The sequence below is a fragment of the Janthinobacterium sp. SUN120 genome, assembly GCF_030397735.1.
Classification (GTDB): domain Bacteria; phylum Pseudomonadota; class Gammaproteobacteria; order Burkholderiales; family Burkholderiaceae_D; genus Janthinobacterium; species Janthinobacterium kumbetense.
On the sequence record NZ_JAPUBW010000002.1, the window covers coordinates 213,069 to 230,896 of the forward strand.

9 protein-coding genes are annotated in these 17,828 nt (G+C 64.8%); 1 reads left to right on the plus strand and 8 read right to left on the minus strand.

What is annotated here, in order from left to right; all coding sequences use genetic code 11:
• Window positions 1-13: 13 nt before the first annotated feature.
• On the plus strand, window positions 14-457 hold the full coding sequence (locus O0879_RS10670; RefSeq protein ID WP_289916386.1) for a hypothetical protein: 444 nt from the start codon (window positions 14-16) through the stop codon (window positions 455-457).
• A gap of 27 nt (window positions 458-484) precedes the next feature.
• On the opposite strand, the gene O0879_RS10675 is transcribed toward O0879_RS10670, so the two are convergent.
• The 8 genes from O0879_RS10675 to O0879_RS10710 all read right to left on the minus strand — a co-directional run bounded on the left by O0879_RS10675 (window position 485) and on the right by O0879_RS10710 (window position 17,428).
• The gene (locus O0879_RS10675) at window positions 485-1,018 is read right to left on the minus strand and encodes a hypothetical protein (RefSeq protein WP_289916388.1); all 534 of its coding nucleotides are present in this window, start codon (window positions 1,016-1,018) and stop codon (window positions 485-487) included.
• Between the two features lie 153 nt (window positions 1,019-1,171).
• The gene (locus O0879_RS10680; RefSeq protein ID WP_354670184.1) at window positions 1,172-3,328 is read right to left on the minus strand and encodes a S46 family peptidase; all 2,157 of its coding nucleotides are present in this window, start codon (window positions 3,326-3,328) and stop codon (window positions 1,172-1,174) included.
• Window positions 3,329-3,415: 87 nt separating this feature from the next.
• Window positions 3,416-5,536 (minus strand): PAS domain S-box protein, encoded by a 2,121-nt coding sequence (locus O0879_RS10685; protein ID WP_289916394.1) that lies wholly within the window; start codon window positions 5,534-5,536, stop codon window positions 3,416-3,418.
• Window positions 5,533-8,127, minus strand: a complete 2,595-nt coding sequence (locus O0879_RS10690) for a chemotaxis protein CheB (RefSeq protein ID WP_289916395.1) — start codon at window positions 8,125-8,127, stop codon at window positions 5,533-5,535. Before O0879_RS10690 ends, O0879_RS10685 begins: the two co-directional genes overlap by 4 nt.
• Before the next feature lie 139 nt (window positions 8,128-8,266).
• Entirely contained in the window at window positions 8,267-9,697 is a 1,431-nt protein-coding gene (locus O0879_RS10695; RefSeq protein ID WP_289916396.1) for an efflux transporter outer membrane subunit, read from the minus strand.
• Window positions 9,694-12,948 carry an efflux RND transporter permease subunit gene (locus O0879_RS10700; protein WP_289916397.1) on the minus strand — a complete coding sequence of 1,085 codons (3,255 nt, stop codon included), beginning with the start codon at window positions 12,946-12,948 and terminating at the stop codon, window positions 9,694-9,696. The genes O0879_RS10695 and O0879_RS10700 overlap by 4 nt, the downstream gene beginning before the upstream one ends.
• Complete coding sequence (locus O0879_RS10705; RefSeq protein WP_289916398.1) at window positions 12,945-16,064, minus strand: efflux RND transporter permease subunit; 3,120 nt, start codon at window positions 16,062-16,064, stop codon at window positions 12,945-12,947. Before O0879_RS10705 ends, O0879_RS10700 begins: the two co-directional genes overlap by 4 nt.
• Window positions 16,061-17,428: an efflux RND transporter periplasmic adaptor subunit gene (locus O0879_RS10710; protein WP_289910780.1), complete on the minus strand. Its 1,368-nt coding sequence runs from the start codon at window positions 17,426-17,428 to the stop codon at window positions 16,061-16,063. The genes O0879_RS10705 and O0879_RS10710 overlap by 4 nt, the downstream gene beginning before the upstream one ends.
• Window positions 17,429-17,828: the final 400 nt, after the last annotated feature.

The window sequence follows — 17,828 nt, forward strand, 5'->3', positions numbered from 1 at the left end:
TGCCAGGCAATGCTTGGCGCTCACGTGCCTGCAACGCTTTTGCCGGCAGCATGCCCTGCACCACCCGGCGCTGTCCGCGTTCGCCGGCCACGTGTGGAAGGTGGCGCAGCTCGCGCCGGGGGATTTTGCCGCCTGGGAGCGCGGCTTTGCCTGCCTGGCAGTGACGGGCATGGGCGATCCCTGGCCGGACGACCTGCGCATGGCGCTGCCCGGGCACCTGCTCGGCGCGCTGGAGCAACTTGTCGGGCATGTGCTGGAAACGAGCGCCTGTACCTGGCATGGCGATGACCTTGCGGCAAGCCGGCGCCAGCTGGAAGCCGTGCTTGATATCTGTGCCAGGCATGGCGTGGCGGCGCCGCCGCTTGCGCACTATGTGCAGCACGATGCGGCGCTGCGTGGCGGCTGGGGGCCGATGCTGACGGACGCGGAAGTCAGGCGCTGGCAAGCCCTGCTATAACGCGCGGCTTGCAATGGCGGCGGAGGTTCACGCCGGCAGGCCCTGGCGCACCTGGTCGAGCAGCCGCTCCTCTTCCTCCGTATCCGCGTCGATTTGCGTGACGACGGTCCAGAATCGCGGGCAGGTCTTGATCTGCTCGAACGCATGGCTCGTTTCAAGCCGCACCATGGTTTTCCTCAGGCTGTGCAGATAGCCCTCTTCGATGACATCGAGCAGTTCGTCATCGGCAGCATCGATCAGCTCGAGCAGCGCGCCTTCGATCCTTGCATAGCCCTCCTCCCACAGCTGGCCGATTTCCGGCACGTCGACTTCGATGCACTCGTTCGACCAGTCCGGAGGATAGTAATCGCGCTCCCGGTTGGCGGGATCGGTGTCAAGGCTCAGCGAAAGGGAGGGGAACGATACGGCGTTGAAGGCAAAGGCGGAAAATGCCTGGTCCTTGAATGGGGACGCGCCCAGCAAGGCCAGCGACGCGCTGGCCAGCTTGAAGCAGGTTTCTTCGACGTCGTAGGCAGTTTCAAATGTCTGCCAATCAAGTGGTAAAGCGGGAGTCGGGGGCATGGCGGGCCTGTCGGAAAAATAAGGGTGGAAAGTGATCGGAATTATACGTGGCGCAGCCGATACGGCAGGCGCCGGCCGCGCGTACGGTGCGGCCGCAAAAAAGCCGCATCGGCCCTGCGGCGGATGCGGCTTTGCGCTAGCGCAAGCTAAAGCTTATTTCTTGGCGGCTTTCACTGCCTTCGGATACTTGATCGTCATTTCCTGCAGCAAGTTATCCGCGTGGTCCACTTCCTTCATCACCCACAGCATGTAGCGGATGTCGAGGTGGATGGCGCGCGTGATGGCCGTGTCGAAGTACCAGTCCTTGGTGATCGATTCATACGTCGAATCGAAGTTCAGGCCGATCAATTCGCCGCGCTTGTTCATCACGGCCGAGCCGGAATTGCCGCCCGTGGTGTCCGCGCTGGTGAGGAAGTTGACGGGCACCGTGCCCAGTGCCGGGTCGCGGAACTGGCCGTAGCGTTTTTGCTTGACGGCGTCAATCAAGCCTTGCGGCGCTTCGAACGGAGCCTTGCCCGTGACTTTCTCGACGATGCCTTCCACGGTCGTGAACGGCCCCTTGGTGATGCCGTCGCGCGGCGAGTACGGCGATACCGTGCCGTACGTGACGCGCAGGGTCGAGTTGGCGTCAGGATAGACCGGCTTGCCTTGCGATTTCTTCCAAGCAATCACGGCTTGCATGTATTGCGGAATCACGCGTTCCAGGTTGCCGTCGATTTCCTTGCGGCGCTCTTCCAGCGCCGCTTCGACGGGCTGCAGCTTGATGGCCAGCGCCATGAAGGCGTCATCGGACTGGGCAACAGCGGCCTGGTCCTTTTCCAGCCAGGCCAGGCGCTTGGCCGTGTCAGCCAGTTGCGTCTGCTGGTACAGGGCCGCCACGGCGCCTGGCGCCGGCAGCAGCGCGTCCAGGCCTTGCGGATGGCTCTTCGCCGCCAGTTGCGCGTAACGCTTCAAGCCCGCTTCAAAACGCGCCTGGTCGACCTTGTTGACATACGACTGTTCCAGGCGGGCCAGGCGGGCCTTGATGAAGGCCAGGTCGCGCTGCTGGAAGCCCGATTCGCGCTCGGCATCCGCTTTCTGGCGCTCCAGCGACAGGCGGTAGATGGTGCGCGCGCTTTTCAGCAAGTCGCTGTTGGTGGCCACGCTCCAGGCGAACTCTTCTTCGCTCAAGGCCATGTCGCTGGCGATCGCCGCGTCCAGTTCGGCCAGCAGGGTCGGCGACACGTTCGGCTGTTTCGCGTACCAGGCGCGGAACTCGGCATCCTGCACGTCCTTGATGGCGGCGATGTCCTTGCGGGCGAAACCGTCGAGCAAGCCCTGGGTTTTCTTCAGCACGTTGTTGATGCTTTTCACCACGCTCGCATAGCGCACGGCAGCGGCCGGGTCGCCCTTCGTCGAGTCGGCCATCACGGCCAGGTCTGCTTGCAGTTCGGATACTTTCAGGGGGAAGGCCGTATCGCGCGCGAAACGGATTTCCGCCGGCAGCTTGTAGCGGCTGGTGCGGCCGGGGTAGCCCGCCAGCAAGATGCCGTCACCGGCTTTCAAGCCTTCGGCCGACACCACCAGGAAATCCTTCGATTGGTACGGCACGTTGTCGGGCGACGGGTCGGCCGGACGGCCATCCTTGCCCACGTAGGCGCGCAGGAACGAGTAATCGCCCGTGTGGCGCGGCCACTCATAGTTGTCGGTATCGCCGCCGAAGTTGCCGATCTTGTCCGATGGCGCGTACACGAGGCGCACGTCGCGTATCATCATCTGGCGGATGCGGTAGTACTCGAGGCCGCGGTGGAAGGCGGGCACGGAGCAGCGGTACATCTTGTCCGTTTCGCATTCGGCGATCAAGTCCTTGATGCGCTTTTCCACGGCTTCGTGGCGCGCGCGGCCGCTCATGTCGGCCGTCAAGCCTTTCAGCACGCGGTCGCTGACGTTTTCCACCTTGTCCGTCACATACACGAGGCTGTTCGGACCGCCCGGCAGCTCTGCGGCGCGCGTCTTGGCCAGGAAGCCGTCGGTGATGTAATTGTGTTCAGGCGTGGAATTGCGCTGCACGGCGCCATACGCGCAGTGGTGGTTCGTCACCACCAGGCCGGCGTCGGAAACGAAGGCGGCCGAGCAACCGCCCAGCGACACGATGGCGCTCATCGGGTGCTTGCTCAGGTCGGCCAGTTTTTCTGCAGGAATGTCGATGCCGACCCGTTTCAGTTCGGCTTTCAGCTGCGGCAATTGGTGTGGTTGCCACTGCCCTTCGTCAGCGTGTGCGCCGGCGAACGCGCCCAGCAAGGCGACTGGTAATACGATTGTCTTGAACAAGATTTGCTCCTCCATAAAAAGCAGGCGAAAGTATAGCCTGTCCAGGCGGCCTGAGTCGGCAAAAATTATCCCATTGCAATTTCTGTATCAGGCGGCCGGCCGTCCCGTCCCCTGCAAGGGGATCTGCAGGGCCAGCCGGCAACCGGCGCCCGAGGCCGGCACACCGACCTCGAACTGCCCGCCCAGCGCCGTCACGCGCTCGGCGATGCCGATCAGGCCAAAGCACTGCTTCTTGCGCTGCTGCTGCGGCGTGATGCCGATGCCGTTGTCGCTGATGGCCACGTACACGGCGCAGGCATCCGAACTGAGCTCGATCTCGACCTGGCTGGCCTGGGCATGGCGCATGACGTTGCTGAGCGCTTCCTGCACGATGCGGAACAGCACGATCTCGACCTGGCTGCCGATGGCGGAAAACAATGCCTCGTCGCGTATCAGCAGCTGGCAAGCGACGCCGCTGCGCTTGCGGAAGTCGCCCACCTGCCATTCGATGGCGGCTTGCAAGCCCAGGTCCAGCGCCATCGGGCGCAGCTCGTTCATGATGCCGCGCACGCTCTTGATGGTGGTGTCGACGTTGCTGAGCACGGCGCCGACCCGGCGGTGCAGGCGCGGATGGGACCCTTCCGTGCGCGCGCTGAGCATGGAAATATCGATGCGCAGCGCCAGCAGGTTTTGCCCCAGTTCATCGTGGATATCGCGCGAAATGCGCTTGCGCTCATCTTCCTTGGCCGTTTCCAGGTGCAGCGCCAGCTGGCGCAGCTGCGCATGCGACTGGCGCAGGGCGCCATCCATCAGCTTGCGTTCGGTAATGTCCGTGTGCGCCACCACCACGCGCAGCGGCCCTTCACCGAGGAAGCGGCTGATCCTGGCCTGCGACCAGCGGGGACCCGAGCGCGTGGCAAACTCATATTCGAGCGCAAACGTGTCCGCATTGCCGGCGATGACGGAGCGGATGCCTGCGGCCAGCTCGCGCCCGGCGCTGCGCTGCCAGCGCGGGTCCGTGTCGCAGAATTCCAGGTAGTGCAGCGGCTGCGGCGTTTGCCCGACGAAGGCCAGGCAAGCCTGGTTGGCATGCACGACGCGGCCCGACCGGTCCAGCACCAGCACCCGGTCCGTCAGGGAATCGATGGTGGCGTGAAAGAAGCGCTCGGCATCGCGCAAGGCTTCCTGTGCCCGCTCGCGCTGGTGTACTTCCAGCTGCAGGTGCTGGTTGGCCCGCAGCAATTCGGCCGTGCGGTCGACCACCCGCTGGTCCAGCTCGCGGTGCAGTTCGCGCAAGTCCGCCTCGGCCAGCTTGCGCTCAGTGATATCGGAAAACACGCCGACAAAATGGCTGATCGCGCCATCCGGGCTGCGCATCGGCGTGATCGACAGCGATTCGACGAAGCGCTCGCCATTCTTGCGCCGGTTCACCAGTTCGCCATACCAGCTGCCATCCTGGTGCAGGCTGCGCCACATGGCTTCATAAAAATGCGGCAGATGCGTGCCGCCGCCGAGGAAGGACGGATCGCGGCCGATGGCTTCCTCCGCCTGGTAGCCGGTGATGGTGGTGAACGCGGGGTTGACGGAAATGATGCGGTTGGCGCTGTCCGTCACCAGCACGCCTTCGCGTATGCTGTCGAGTATCACGAAGGCGCGCCGCAAGGCCGATTCGCGCGCGTGCTCGTCGCCCAGGTCCGTCACCAGCATGCGCGCCGTGGCGCTGTCCGCATCGTAATTGGCTTCGATGCGCACCATGCCGCACATGCCGCCCGCTTCGCCTTCGAACAGCGGCGCTTCGAGCACCTGGCGCGCGCCGCCGGTGAAGACGGCGTCGAGGAAGCGCCGGAAGCCGCCCTGCGCCTGGGGCGCGACGAATTGCTCGAAACGCCGTCCCAGCAGCCGGTTCTTGTCGCGTTGCAACAAGCCGCAAGCTGCCACGTTGACACGCGTGATCACGCCTTCGCGCGCCAGCGAAAAGTAACTGACGGGCGCCTGTTCATACAGCTGCGCATAACGGTCGCGGCTGCTTTCAAATTCATTTTTCAGCTGTTCCAGCTCGGCCAGGGCCGCGCTCTGCATTTCCAGCTCGATCTGGCTGACCTGCAACTCATGCAGCTGACGCATCACGTCTTCATTCGACTGCGGCGCGGGCTGGTGCTGCTCCGCGGCCAATTGCTCCGCCTGCTCTCTCAGGCGGGCCGGCGCGCTGCCGTCGAATGGTTCGCTCATGACACGTGCTCGCCGCTACTGCCGCCGGCCACGGCGCCGGACTGGATCTGGCGCAGCTGGGCTTCCAGCAGTTTCGACTCTGTAATGTTGATGAAGGTCACCACCACGCCATCGATCACATTTTCGATCGTGCGGTACGGCATGATGCGCACGTTGTACCAGCGCCCCGTCTTCGTTTCCACTTGCCGCTCGCAAAACACCAGGCTGCGGATCACTTCCAGCGCATCGTCTTCCAGGCCCGGATAATCGAGGTCGTTGACGATGTCGCTGAGCGGACGGCGCAAGTCCGTCTGGATCAGCTTGTAGATTTGCGTGGCCGGCGCCGTGAAGCGGCGGATGCGCAGGTCGCTGTCGAGGAAAATGGTGGCGATATCGGTACTATTGAGCAAATTCTTCATGTCGCTATTGACCAGCGACAAATCATCGACCTTCGATTGCAGCTCCGCATTGACCGTGTACAACTCTTCGTTGAGCGACTGCATCTCTTCCTTCGACGTGGTCAGCTCCTCGTTCGTCGATTGCAGCTCTTCATTGGTCGACTGCAGTTCCTCGTTGGCCGATTTGAGTTCCTCGCGCGACGTCTGCATCTCGTCGCGCACGGCCTGGATTTCATTGCGCGCCTGCGCCAGTTGCTGTTCCAGTTCCAGCACCTTGGGGTTCGGCGAGCGGCCGCGGCGCGCCTCGGCCACCAGCGGCGCGCTGGCAAACGTCACGAACACCATGCCGCGCAGGGATTCAGGCTGGCTCAGCGCTTCCGCGCTCAGGTCGACGCCCAGCGACTGTCCCAGGTGGTCCTTGACCACCAGCCCCTTCAGGCGCACCACCCTCTCGCTCTGCAAGGCTTCCTTGATGAGGCCAGCCAGCTCGTAGCGCAAGCCTTCGCGCGCCATCGCGTGGATATTCCAGTTGGCCTTGCCGGCTGCCGGTTCGAGGAAGGCGCCCGTGCGCCCGTTGATATACAGGATGTCGCCATCCTGGTTCAGCAGCGCGGCAGCCGGTGAATATTTCTGGAGCAATAATTGCTCGACATGGGATTGAATCTTTCCAGTCATGCTGACTTCTCTCGTGTCGCTAGGTGTAGGGGGGGATGCCAACGATACCTTGGTAGGAAAATACGTGGGCAGGCGCTGGCGCGCCAGGTTGTCGAGGCGGCGGTACAACCGGGTCGACGTGGTCAGCGGTGAAAACAGGTCGGAAAAATGGCCGGGCGTGTCGGCGCTGCCCAGCAGCAAAATCCCGTCGCGGTTCAAGGCGTAATGAAACAGGGGTATCAAACGCTGCTGCAGCTTGGCATTGAGATAAATCAACAGATTGCGGCAGCACAGGATGTCGAGCTTGGTGAACGGCGGGTCGGAAATGATGTTTTGCTGGGCAAAGATGATCGTGTTGCGTATCTCTTTTTTCACGTGATAATCGTTCTTGTCGCGCAAGAAGAAACGCCCGAGGCGTTCGGCCGACACGTCGCTGCTGATGCTGTGCGGAAAGCGTCCCTGGCGCGCGCGGTCGATGGCGTCGGCCGACAGGTCGGTGGCAAAGATCTGCAGGCTGTACTTCGACGGCGGATTGATGCTGGCCACCACTTCATGGAACACCATGGCCAGCGAATACGCTTCCTCGCCCGTGGAACAGGCGGGCACCCAGGCCTTGAACGCGCGTCCGTCCGGATGGGCCGCCAGCAATTGCGGCAAGGCGACCATCTTCAGGTATTCCCACACTTTCGGGTCGCGGAAGAAACTCGTCACGCCGATCAGCAATTCCTTGAACAGCAAGTCGATTTCGGTGGGATTGGTGCGCAAGTACGGCACGTATTCTTCCATCGACGTCATTTGATACAAGCTCATGCGCCGCTCGATGCGCCGCAGCACCGTGTTGATCTTGTAATCCGTAAAACTGTTGCCCGTGTGTTCGGACAGCAAGGCGACAATTTCCTGCAAGGAATTGCGCCCGTTCGGTTCATGGCCTGGCAGGCTGAGGAAGCTGCTGCGGAACAGATAGGTGATGATCTTGTCCGGCATCTTGTCGGGAAAGTCGACCAGGTCCACCACTTCCGCGGCAATCGCGCTTTGCGGCATCATGTCGAACTTGGCCGTGTCCGGATGCTGGGCCAGGGTCAGCCCCCCTGCCTGCTTGATCGCCTGCAAGCCGCGCGTGCCGTCATTGCCCATGCCGGAAAAAATCACGCCCACGGCCAGTTCGCCCAGTTCGCTTGCGAGGCTTTCGAAAAAGGTGTTGATGGGCAAGCGGTGCCCGCGCAGCTGCACCGGTTCGCTGAGCACGAAACGTCCCTTGGACAAGCCCAGGTCGGCATTCGACGGTATCACATAGATATGGTTGGGCCGCAACTCCGCCTGGTGCGTGATTTCCGTGACGGGGATGCTGGTGGCGCGCTGCAGCAGTTCCGGCAGCATGGCCTTTTGCGTGGGATCAAGATGCTGGATCACCACATAGGCAATCCCGCTCTCCTGCGGCACGTTCGCCAGGAAGGCAACGATGGGATCGAGTCCGCCGGCGGATGCGCCGATGGCCACCACGGGGAAAACGATGGTGGCCACTTCAGGGACGGAAGCATTGCTGTGTTTACTGCGTGTCATCTTCTGCAAGAGTGCAGCCACGGCCAAAGCGTCAGGCTGGGAATTGATAATCTTGCATTCTAGCACTCAAGATGCGCGGCAAAACACGAATTTGGCGCAGGGCTTTTCCCTGCGCCAGGCTGCCCCCTAGCCGTCCCCTTTACTGCGCCTGCGGCACGTGCCAGCCGCCGCCCAGCGACTGGATCAGGGCCACGGCCGTCGTCTGGCGGTCCGCCTGCGCCTGCACCAGCGAACGGCGCGCCGACAGGGCCGTCACTTGCGCCGTCACCACGTCCGTATAGCCGACCTGGCCCGCGTTGTAGCGGTTCAGCATCTGCTGCTCGACCTGGTCGGCAGCGGACGACGCCTGCTGGCGCAAGGCCAGCTGTTCGGCCAGCGCGCGCGTGGCCGACAACTGGTCTTCCACGGCGCCAAAGGCACTCAATACCGTCTGGCGGTAGCGCGCCACGGCCGCCTCGTGTCCCGCCTTGGCCGCATCCACGCTGGCCGTGGTGGCGCCCGCGTTGAACAGGGTTTGCGCGGCCGACACACCCAGCGACCACAGGCTCGATGAGGCATTGAACAGGTCGCCCACCTTGCTGGCGCCGGAACCGTAGGAACCCGTCAGGTTCAGGCTCGGGTAATACGCGGAACGGGCGATGCCGATCTGCTCGTTGGCCACGGCCACCCGGCGCTCGGCGGCGGCGATGTCGGGACGGCGCTGCAGCAGGGTCGACGGCACACCCAGCGGCACCTCGGGCACGGTCAGGGTCCACGGCGCCACGGCCAGGCTGAAGTCGGACGGCGCGCGGCCCAAAAGTATCGCGATCGCATGTTCCAGCTGCGCGCGTGAACGCGTCTGGCTCGACAGGTCGATCTGCGCATTGGCCAGCTGCGTCTGCGCCTGCAGCAGGTCGGACTTGGCGGCGATGCCCGAATTGAAGCGGTTGCTGGTGATGTCGAGCACGCGCTTGTAACCATCGATGGTGGCATTCAGGAGCGCGATCTGCGCATCGCTCTGGCGCAGCGAAAAGTAATTGGTGGCCAGTTCGCCCTGCGCCGACAGGCGCGCGGCGGCCAGGTCGGCCGCACTGGCACTGGCGCTGGCGTCCGCCCCCGTCACGCCGGCGCGCAGCTTGCCCCACACGTCCGGTTCCCACGACGCGCCGATGGCGGCCTTGAAGTTGTTGTTCGTCTGCTGCTCGCCCCCGCCGCCCGAGCGGGCGCCGCTGCCCGTCAGGTTCACGGTGGGGAACAGCGAGGCGCGCTGTTCGCGCACCAGCGCGCGCGCCTGCTCGTAGGAAGCGATGGCGGCGGCCACGTTCTGGTTCGAGATGTCGATGCCTTCGGCCAGCTGGTTCAATTGCGCGTCGCCGAACAGGGTCCACCACGGTCCCCGCTCCAGGGTGTCGGCCGGCACGGCAGGCTGCCAGCCGGCCGCCTCCTTGAACGTCTGCGGCGCGGCGGCCGTCGGCGTTTCATACGCGGGGCTGACGGCGCAGCCGGACAGCAGGAGGACGGCGGTGGCCGCGCCCAGTGCCAGCAGGTGGCGTGCAGGGACGGTCGATACGATAGGTTTTACTTGCTTCATGATTGTGTGCTCGGGTTATCTGGCCCAGGAATGCGGCTCAATTGCTGCTCGTCGGCGCTGCGCGTGCGCAGCTTGTCGAGCAGGATGTAGACCACCGGGGTGGTCAGCAATGTGAGTAACTGGCTGGCAATCAGGCCGCCGATGATGGCGACCCCCAAGGGCTGGCGTAGCTCTGACCCCTCGCCGAAACCGATCGCCAGCGGCAAGGCGCCAAGCGCCGCCGCCAGGGTGGTCATCAGAATGGGGCGGAAACGCAGCAAACAAGCCTCGCGCACCGCTTCCACAGCTGTCAGCCCGCGCGAACGCTCGGCCTCCAGCGCGAAGTCGATGATCAATATAGCATTTTTCTTGACGATACCGATCAACAGGAACACGCCGATCAGGGCGATGATGGAAAACTCCATGCGGAACAGCAGCAAGGCCAGCACGGCGCCCACCCCCGCCGACGGCAAGGTCGACAGCACGGTGACGGGGTGGATCAGGCTTTCGTACAGGATGCCCAGCACGATGTAGATCACCACGATGGCCGCCAGGATCAGCAGCGGCTGCTCCTTGTTGCTGTCCTGCGCGCTCTTCGCCGAACCCTGGAAGCTGCCGCGCACATTCACCGGCATGCCGATTTCCGACTCCGCCTGGGCCACGGCAGCCTGCCCGTCGCTGAGCGGATAGCCGTCGGCCAGATTGAACGACACGGTGGTGGCCAATTCGCCGCCCTGGTGGTTGATCGACGTGGCCGTCGAGCTTTCCGCGAAGCTGCTGAACGACGACAGCGGCACCATCTTCGCCAGGGTGGTGCTCAGGGCCGAGCCGCTGGACGGGTCGCGCGCCGCCGTCGTATTGGACGTCGTCGCCGCCACGCTGGTGCTGGCCGCAGCGGCGCTGGCGGCCGTCGTGCCGGTGGCGGCGACGGCGGCCGCATTCGACGCGGGCACGTACACGGAGCGCAGCGCTTCCGGGCTTTGCGCGTAGCGGGGCGCCACTTCCATGATCACGTGATACTGGTTCAGCTCATCGTAGATGGTCGCCACCTGGCGCTGGCCGAAGCTGTTGTACAGCGCATTGTCGATATCCTTCACCTGCACGCCCAGCTGCGTGGCGCGGTCCTTGTCGATGGAAACAAAGGTTTCCACGCCGTTTTCCGCCTGGTCCGTGTCCACGTCGATCAGGGCTGGCTGCAGCTTCATCTGGTCGGCCAGTTTCGCCGCCCATTTCTTCAAGTCCGCCTGGTTGTCGCTGATCAGGGTGTACTGGTAGGTGGAATTGCTGGAACGCCCGCCCATGCGCAAATCCTGCACGGGGTTGAGGAACAGCGAAATGCCCGTCACCTTGGCCAGCTGCGGACGCAGGCGGGCGATCACGGCTTGCCCCTTGTCCGTGCGCTGCGAGGCCGGCTTCAAATCGATGAACATGAAGCCGCCCCCCGCCCTGCCGCCGCCCGTGAACCCGACGACGGTGGCGACGGCCGGATCGTCCTTGATGATGTCGACCAGCTGGCGCAATTTGGCCTGCATGGCCTGGAACGAGATGCTCTGGTCGGCGCGCATGCCGCCATTGATCTGGCCCGTATCCTGCTGCGGGAAGAAGCCCTTGGGCGCGGCCGCGAACAGGTACACGTTCAGGCCGACGACGAACACGAGGATCGTCATCACGAGAGCGGCGCTCGACAAGGCCCAGTCCAGGCAGTGTTCATACACGTTCAGCATGCGCTCGAAACCCCGCTCGAACCAGCGCGCAACAAGCCCGGGCGGCTTGTGGTGCTCGCCGCTTTTCAGCAGCCAGGCGCACATCATCGGCGTCGTGGTGAGCGAGATGACGAGCGAAATCATCACGGCGGCCGACAGGGTCACGGCGAATTCGCGGAACAGCCGCCCCACCTGGCCGCCCATGAACAGCAGCGGGATGAAGACGGCCACCAGCGACAGGCTGATCGACAGTACCGTAAAGCCCACTTCGCGCGCGCCCAGCAGGGCCGCCTTGAAGCGGTCCATGCCCGCCTCGATGTGGCGCTGCGTGTTTTCCAGCACCACAATGGCATCATCGACGACAAAGCCCGTGGCCACCGTGAGCGCCATCAAGGAAAGGTTATTTAGCGAAAAGCCCAGCATGTACATCACGCCGAAAGTGCCCAGCAGCGAGACGATGGTGGCCACGGCGGGGATGATGGTGGCGCGCACGCTGCGCAAAAAGGCGCTGACCACCAGCACGACGAGCACGATGGACAGGATCAGCGTGAACTCGATCTCGTGCAGGGACGAGCGGATGGAATTGGTGCTGTCGGACGCCACCTGCAGCTTGATGTCGCCGGGCAGCTGCGCCTGCAGTTGCGGCAGCAGCGCGCGCACGCCGTCCACCGTGGCGATGACATTGGCGCCGGGCTGGCGCGTGATCAGCACGATGACGGCCGGGTCGCCATTGAACAAGCCCAGGGTATTGCTGTTTTCCACGCCGTCGACCACTTCGGCCACGTCGTCGAGGCGGATGGCGGCGCCGTCGCGCCAGGCCACCACCAGGCTGCGGTAATCGGCGGCGCTGCGCCCGCCCGACGCCGTCGCCGCGCCCGAATAGATCTGCAGGCTGCGCTCGTCGCCGGAAATCGCCCCTTTCGGGCGGTTGGCGTTGCTGGCCTGGATGGCCGCGCGCACGTCTTCCATCGATACGGCATAGTGATTGAGCTGGTACGGCAGCAATTCCACGCGCACGGCCGGCAGCGAGCCGCCGCCCAGTTCCACGTCGCCCACGCCCTTGACTTGCGCCACCTTTTGCTGCACCAGGTTCGACACGGCGTCGTAGATCTGGCCCGGCGTGCGCGTCTTCGACGTCAGCGCCAGGATGATCACGGGTGCGTCGGACGGATTGGCCTTGCGGTAGGTGGGGTTGCTGCGCAAGGTGGCCGGCAAGTCCACGCGCGAGGCGGCAATGGCCGCCTGCACTTCGCGCGCGGCCGAATCGATCTTGCGGTTCAAGTCGAACTGCAGATTGATGCGCGCCGAGCCCGTGCCCGACGACGACGTCATCTCGTTCACGCCCGAGATCACGCCCAGGCGCCGTTCCAGCGGCGTGGCCACCGACGTGGCCATGGTCGCGGGGCTGGCGCCGGGCAGGCTGGCGCTGACGGAAATGGTCGGATAATCGACCTGCGGCAGCGGCGAGACGGGCAGCACGAAGAAGGCGCCGATGCCCGCCAGCGCGATACCAATGGTCAGCAGCACGGTGGCGATGGGGCGCTTGACGAACGGTTCGGACAGGTTCACGCGGCGCTCCCCGCGTTATCGGCCGGCTTGTCCAGCTTCACCGCGGGCGTCTTGCGCGCAAAGCGCTGGCCCAGGCGGTCGAAGCCCAGGTAGATGACGGGCGTGGTAAACAGGGTCAGCACCTGGCTGACGATCAAGCCGCCGAAGATGGCCAGGCCCAGCGGACGGCGCAACTCGGCGCCCTCGCCCCAGCCCAGCATCAGCGGCACGGCCGCGAACAGGGCCGCCAGGGTCGTCATCAAAATCGGGCGGAAGCGCAGCAGCGCCGCCTGGTGGATGGCTTCCTGCGGGCTCTTGCCTTCGTCGCGCTCGGCTTCGATGGCGAAGTCGATCATCATGATGGCGTTCTTCTTGACGATGCCGATCAGCAGGATGATGCCGATGATGCCGATCACGCCCAGGTCTTGCCCGGAAATCATCAGCGCCAGCAAGGCGCCCACGCCGGCCGACGGCAGGGTCGACAAAATCGTCAGCGGGTGGATATAGCTTTCGTACAGCACGCCCAGCACGATGTACACGCAGACGACGGCGGCGAGAATGAGCCACAGCTGGTTCGACAGCGAGTTTTCATACGCGCCGGCCGCGCCGAGGAAGGTCAAGGTCACCGATGGCGGCAAGGCGATGTCTTTCGCCGCCTGGCGGATGGCGTCGACGGCGCTGCCCAGGGCCACGCCTTGCGTCGTATCAAAGCCGAGCGTCGTGGCCGGGTATTGCGCCACGTGCGTGATTTGCAGCGGCGCCTGTTTTTCGCTGACGCTGGCAAACGCGGACAGCGGCGTCGACTTGCCGGAACCCGTGCGCACCTGCAGGTCCGACAGGTCGGACGGCGTCGTGACGATGCCCGGCTGCGCTTCGAGGATCACGCGGTACTGGTTGGTTTCCGTGAAAATCGTCGAAATGATGCGCTGGCCGAAGGCGTTGTACAGCGCGTCGTCGACGGTGGCCGTGGTGACGGACATGCGCGCGGCGCTGTCGCGGTCGATGGCGACCGTCACGGCGGCGCCCGTGGCGCCCGCATCCGTGACGACGTTGCGCAGCTGCGATTTTTCGCGCATGCGCGCCGCCAGCTTGCCGGCCCACTCGGTGACGGTGGCCGTGTCGGCCCCTTCGAGCGAAACGCGGTACTGCGTCGGCCCCGATTCCGCATCGATGGTCAGATCCTGCGTCGGCTGCAGATACAGGGTCACGCCGGCCACCTTGGCCACGCGGTCGCGCAGGCGCTCCATGATCTCGTCCTGGCTGCCGCTGCGCGGACGCTTGAGATTGATCAGCATGCTACCCGTGTGCAGCATGGTATTGTTGGCCGCATCGACGCCGACGAGGGAACTCAAGGTATCGACAGCGGGATCTTCCAGCAGCGCGCTGGCGGCAGCCTGCTGCAAGGTGGCCATGCGCTCGTACGAGACGGCTTGCGAGGTTTCGATGCGCGCCTGCAGCTGGCCCGTGTCCTGCGTGGGGAACAGGCCTTTCGGAATCGTGATGTACAGGATCACCGTCAGCAGCAAGGTGGCCAGGGCGACGAGCAAGGTCAGGCCCTGGCGTTTCAAGACCCACACGAGCGCATGGTCGTACTGCACGATCACCTTGTCGAGGAAAGCCTGGATGCGCTGGCCCGTGGCACTGATCTTTTCATCGGCGTGGCTCTTCAGCCAGCGCGCCGACATCATCGGCACCAGGGTCAGCGACACCACGGCGGAAATCAGGATGGTGATGGCCAGGGTCATGGCGAATTCGCGGAACAGCCGGCCCACCACGTCGCCCATGAACAGCAGGGGAATCAGCACGGCGATCAGTGACACGGTCAGCGAGATGATGGTAAAGCCGATCTGCGACGCGCCCTTCAGGGCGGCGGCCATCGGCGTTTCGCCCTCCTCGATGTAGCGGGCGATGTTTTCGATCATGACGATGGCGTCGTCGACGACGAAGCCCGTGGCAATCGTCAGCGCCATCAGGGACAGGTTGTTCAGGCTGTAGCCGAGCAGATACATGACGCCGCAGGCGCCGATCAGCGAAATCGGCACGGACAGGCTGGCGATCACGGTGGCGCGCATGCTGTGCAGGAAGGCGAAGATCACCAGCACCACCAGCAGCACGGACAGCAGCAGTTCCATTTCCACGTGTTCGACGGAGGCGCGGATGCCCGTCGTGCGGTCGCTCAGCACGTCGAGCTTCATGGCAGCCGGCAGGCTGGCCTGCAGGTCGGGCAGCAGGGCCTTGATGGCGTCGACCGTCTTGATGACGTTGGCGCCGGGCTGGCGCTGCACGTTCAGGATGATGGCCGGCTGCTTGCCGGACCAGGCGCCCAGGCGCGTGTTTTCCGCGCTGTCGACGACATTGGCCACGTCGGACAGGCGCACGGGCGCGCCGTTTTTATAGGTGATGATCAGGCGCTTGTAATCTTCCGCCGTGACGAGTTGATCGTTGGCGTTGATGGTGAACGAGCGCGTGGGGCCGTCGAAACTGCCCTTCGCGCTGTTGACGTTGGCCGCCGCGATGGCCGTGCGCAGGCTGTCGAGGCCCAGGCCGTACGAGGCCAGCAATTTGGTGTCGCCCTGGATGCGCACGGCGGGACGCTGGCCGCCCGAAAGCGACACGAGGCCCACGCCGTTGACCTGGCTGATTTTCAGCGCCAGGCGCGTGTTGACGATGTTTTGCACCTGCGTCAGCGGCATTGTGTCCGACGTGATGGCCAGGGTCAGCACGGGCGCGTCGGCCGGGTTGATCTTCGCGTACACGGGCGGCGCCGGCAAGTCGGTGGGCAGCAGCGAGCCGCCCGCGTTGATGGCGGCCTGCACTTCCTGCTCGGCCACGTCCAGCGTCTGGCCCAGGGTGAATTGCAGGGTGATGATGGAGACGCCGGCCGCGCTGGTGGAACTCATGCGCTGCAAGCCGGACATCTGCCCGAACTGGCGCTCCAGCGGCGCCGTCACGGTCTGTCCCATGACTTCGGGACTGGCGCCCGGGTACAGGGTCTGCACCTGGATGGTGGGGAAGTCCACCTGCGGCAAGGCGGCCAGCGGCAGGAACTTGAAGCCGACCAGCCCCGCCAGCACGATGGCCAGCATCAGCAGCGCCGTGGCGACGGGGCGCTTGATGAAGGGAGTCGATGGACTCATTGCGCTGCGCCCTTCGCCGGCGCCGTGGCTGGCACTGCGGCTGGCGCGGATGCCGATGCGGACGCCGAGGCGCTGGCCGCGCCGTCAGCGTGCTGGCGGCGGTGGCGGCGTTCGCCGTTCGCCCCGGCGGCACCGGCAGCACCGGCGCCGCCCATGGCAGGCTTGTCGCCCGCCAGGGTCACTTTCGCGCCTTCCTTCAGGCGGTCGGCGCCTTCCGTGATGACTTGCTCTCCCGCTTCCAGGCCGGCGCGGATTTCCACCATGTCGGTGGTCGCCTGGCCCCGCGTGACCATGCGCACGGTGACGGTCTTGTCCGCTTTCAGCACGTACACGAAGTCGCCGTTATTGCTGTGGCGCAAGGCCGTGACGGGCACCAGCACGGCGCCCGTGATGTTGCCCAGTTCCAGGCGCACGTTGACGAACTGGCTGGGGAACAGGGCCATCTTGTCATTCGTGTAGCGGGCCTTGGCGCGCACGGTGCCCGTCTGCACGTCGACCTGGTTGTCCAGCGCCGTCAGGCTGCCCTTGTCCAGGGTATGCGTGCGCGTGCGGTCCAGCGCCAGCGCCGCCAGGGCCGTGCCGCCATTCAGGCGTTCCTGGATCGTCTGCACCTTATCCTGCGGCACGGAAAATTCCACGTCGATGGGCGACAGCTGCGTCACCACCACCACGCCGCCCGTGTCGCTGGTGCTCACCAGGTTGCCGATATCGACCACCTTCAAGCCCGCGCGGCCGCTGATCGGCGACACCACCTTGGTGTAGCCCAGGTTCAGCCTGGCCGTGCCTTCGGCGGCGCGGTCCGTCATCACGGTACCTTCCAATTGTTTGACCAGGGCGGCCTGCGTGTCGACATCCTGGCGCGCGATGGAATCCTGGCCCAGCAGGGTTTGATAGCGTTTCAGGGTCAGGCGCGCGTTTTCCAGCTGCGCTTCATCGCGCTGGCGCTGGCCCGTGGCCTGCATCAGCGCCATCTCGAACTGGGCCGGGTCGATCTGCGCCACCACCTGGCCCGCCTTGACCATGCCGCCTTCCTTGAATTTCAGCTCCTTCAAAATGCCCGACACCTGCGGGCGCACCGTCACGGTGGACGCGGCCGTCACCGTGCCCAGCGCATCGAGCACCACGGGCAAGTCGGATTTCACGGCCGTGGCCACGCCCACGGTGGTCGAGGGGCCGCCGCGGCGCCCGCCCGGGCCTCCCGGCCCTCCGGGGCCACCGGCGCCGGGCTGCGCGCTGACGCCCGAATGGGTCAGGTACCAGGCACCGCCCCCCAGCGCAGCCATCACGGCCAGCGCGATGACCGTGCCGACGATTTTCGAACGGCGGCTGCGCCGCGGGGTGTTGGGTGTAGTCTGCGAATCCATCGCTTATCCTTGTCTAGGCCGCTGGCACGGCGAGTCTGTGGCGCCGGCCGAGGTGGAACACACTCAGGCCGGACGACCGTTTTTCGGGGTTGTTTCGGTACAAAGCCGGGGGAGTCAAGAGCTGAAAGTCAGCTGAAAAAACATCGCTCCCTAGCGTGAAACGACTCTAGCATAGTCATGTAACTGTTTCATTTCTACTTGAAACAATTACACACAGCCTGGCAGGCATGGAAGGATCAGGCGGGCCGGCAGGCATGCCGCCCCTGTGGGGGAACGGTGGAAGAATCAGGCTTGCGGGGCGTCGCGCCCCGGCGCCGGCGGCGCGCGGGCGACTCGCATGCAGATACAAACTCGCTACAAATCTCCCGCCAGCCGGCTTGACCTGGCGCCGCGCAGGCCG

Coding starts and splice junctions, on each gene's coding strand:
- O0879_RS10675 (WP_289916388.1), bottom strand. CDS start 1,018: ATGCCCCCGACTCCCGCTTTACCACTTGATTGGCAGACATTTGAAACT.
- O0879_RS10685 (WP_289916394.1), bottom strand. CDS start 5,536: ATGAGCGAACCATTCGACGGCAGCGCGCCGGCCCGCCTGAGAGAGCAG.
- O0879_RS10690 (WP_289916395.1), bottom strand. CDS start 8,127: ATGACACGCAGTAAACACAGCAATGCTTCCGTCCCTGAAGTGGCCACC.
- O0879_RS10695 (WP_289916396.1), bottom strand. CDS start 9,697: ATGAAGCAAGTAAAACCTATCGTATCGACCGTCCCTGCACGCCACCTG.
- O0879_RS10705 (WP_289916398.1), bottom strand. CDS start 16,064: ATGAGTCCATCGACTCCCTTCATCAAGCGCCCCGTCGCCACGGCGCTG.
- O0879_RS10710 (WP_289910780.1), bottom strand. CDS start 17,428: ATGGATTCGCAGACTACACCCAACACCCCGCGGCGCAGCCGCCGTTCG.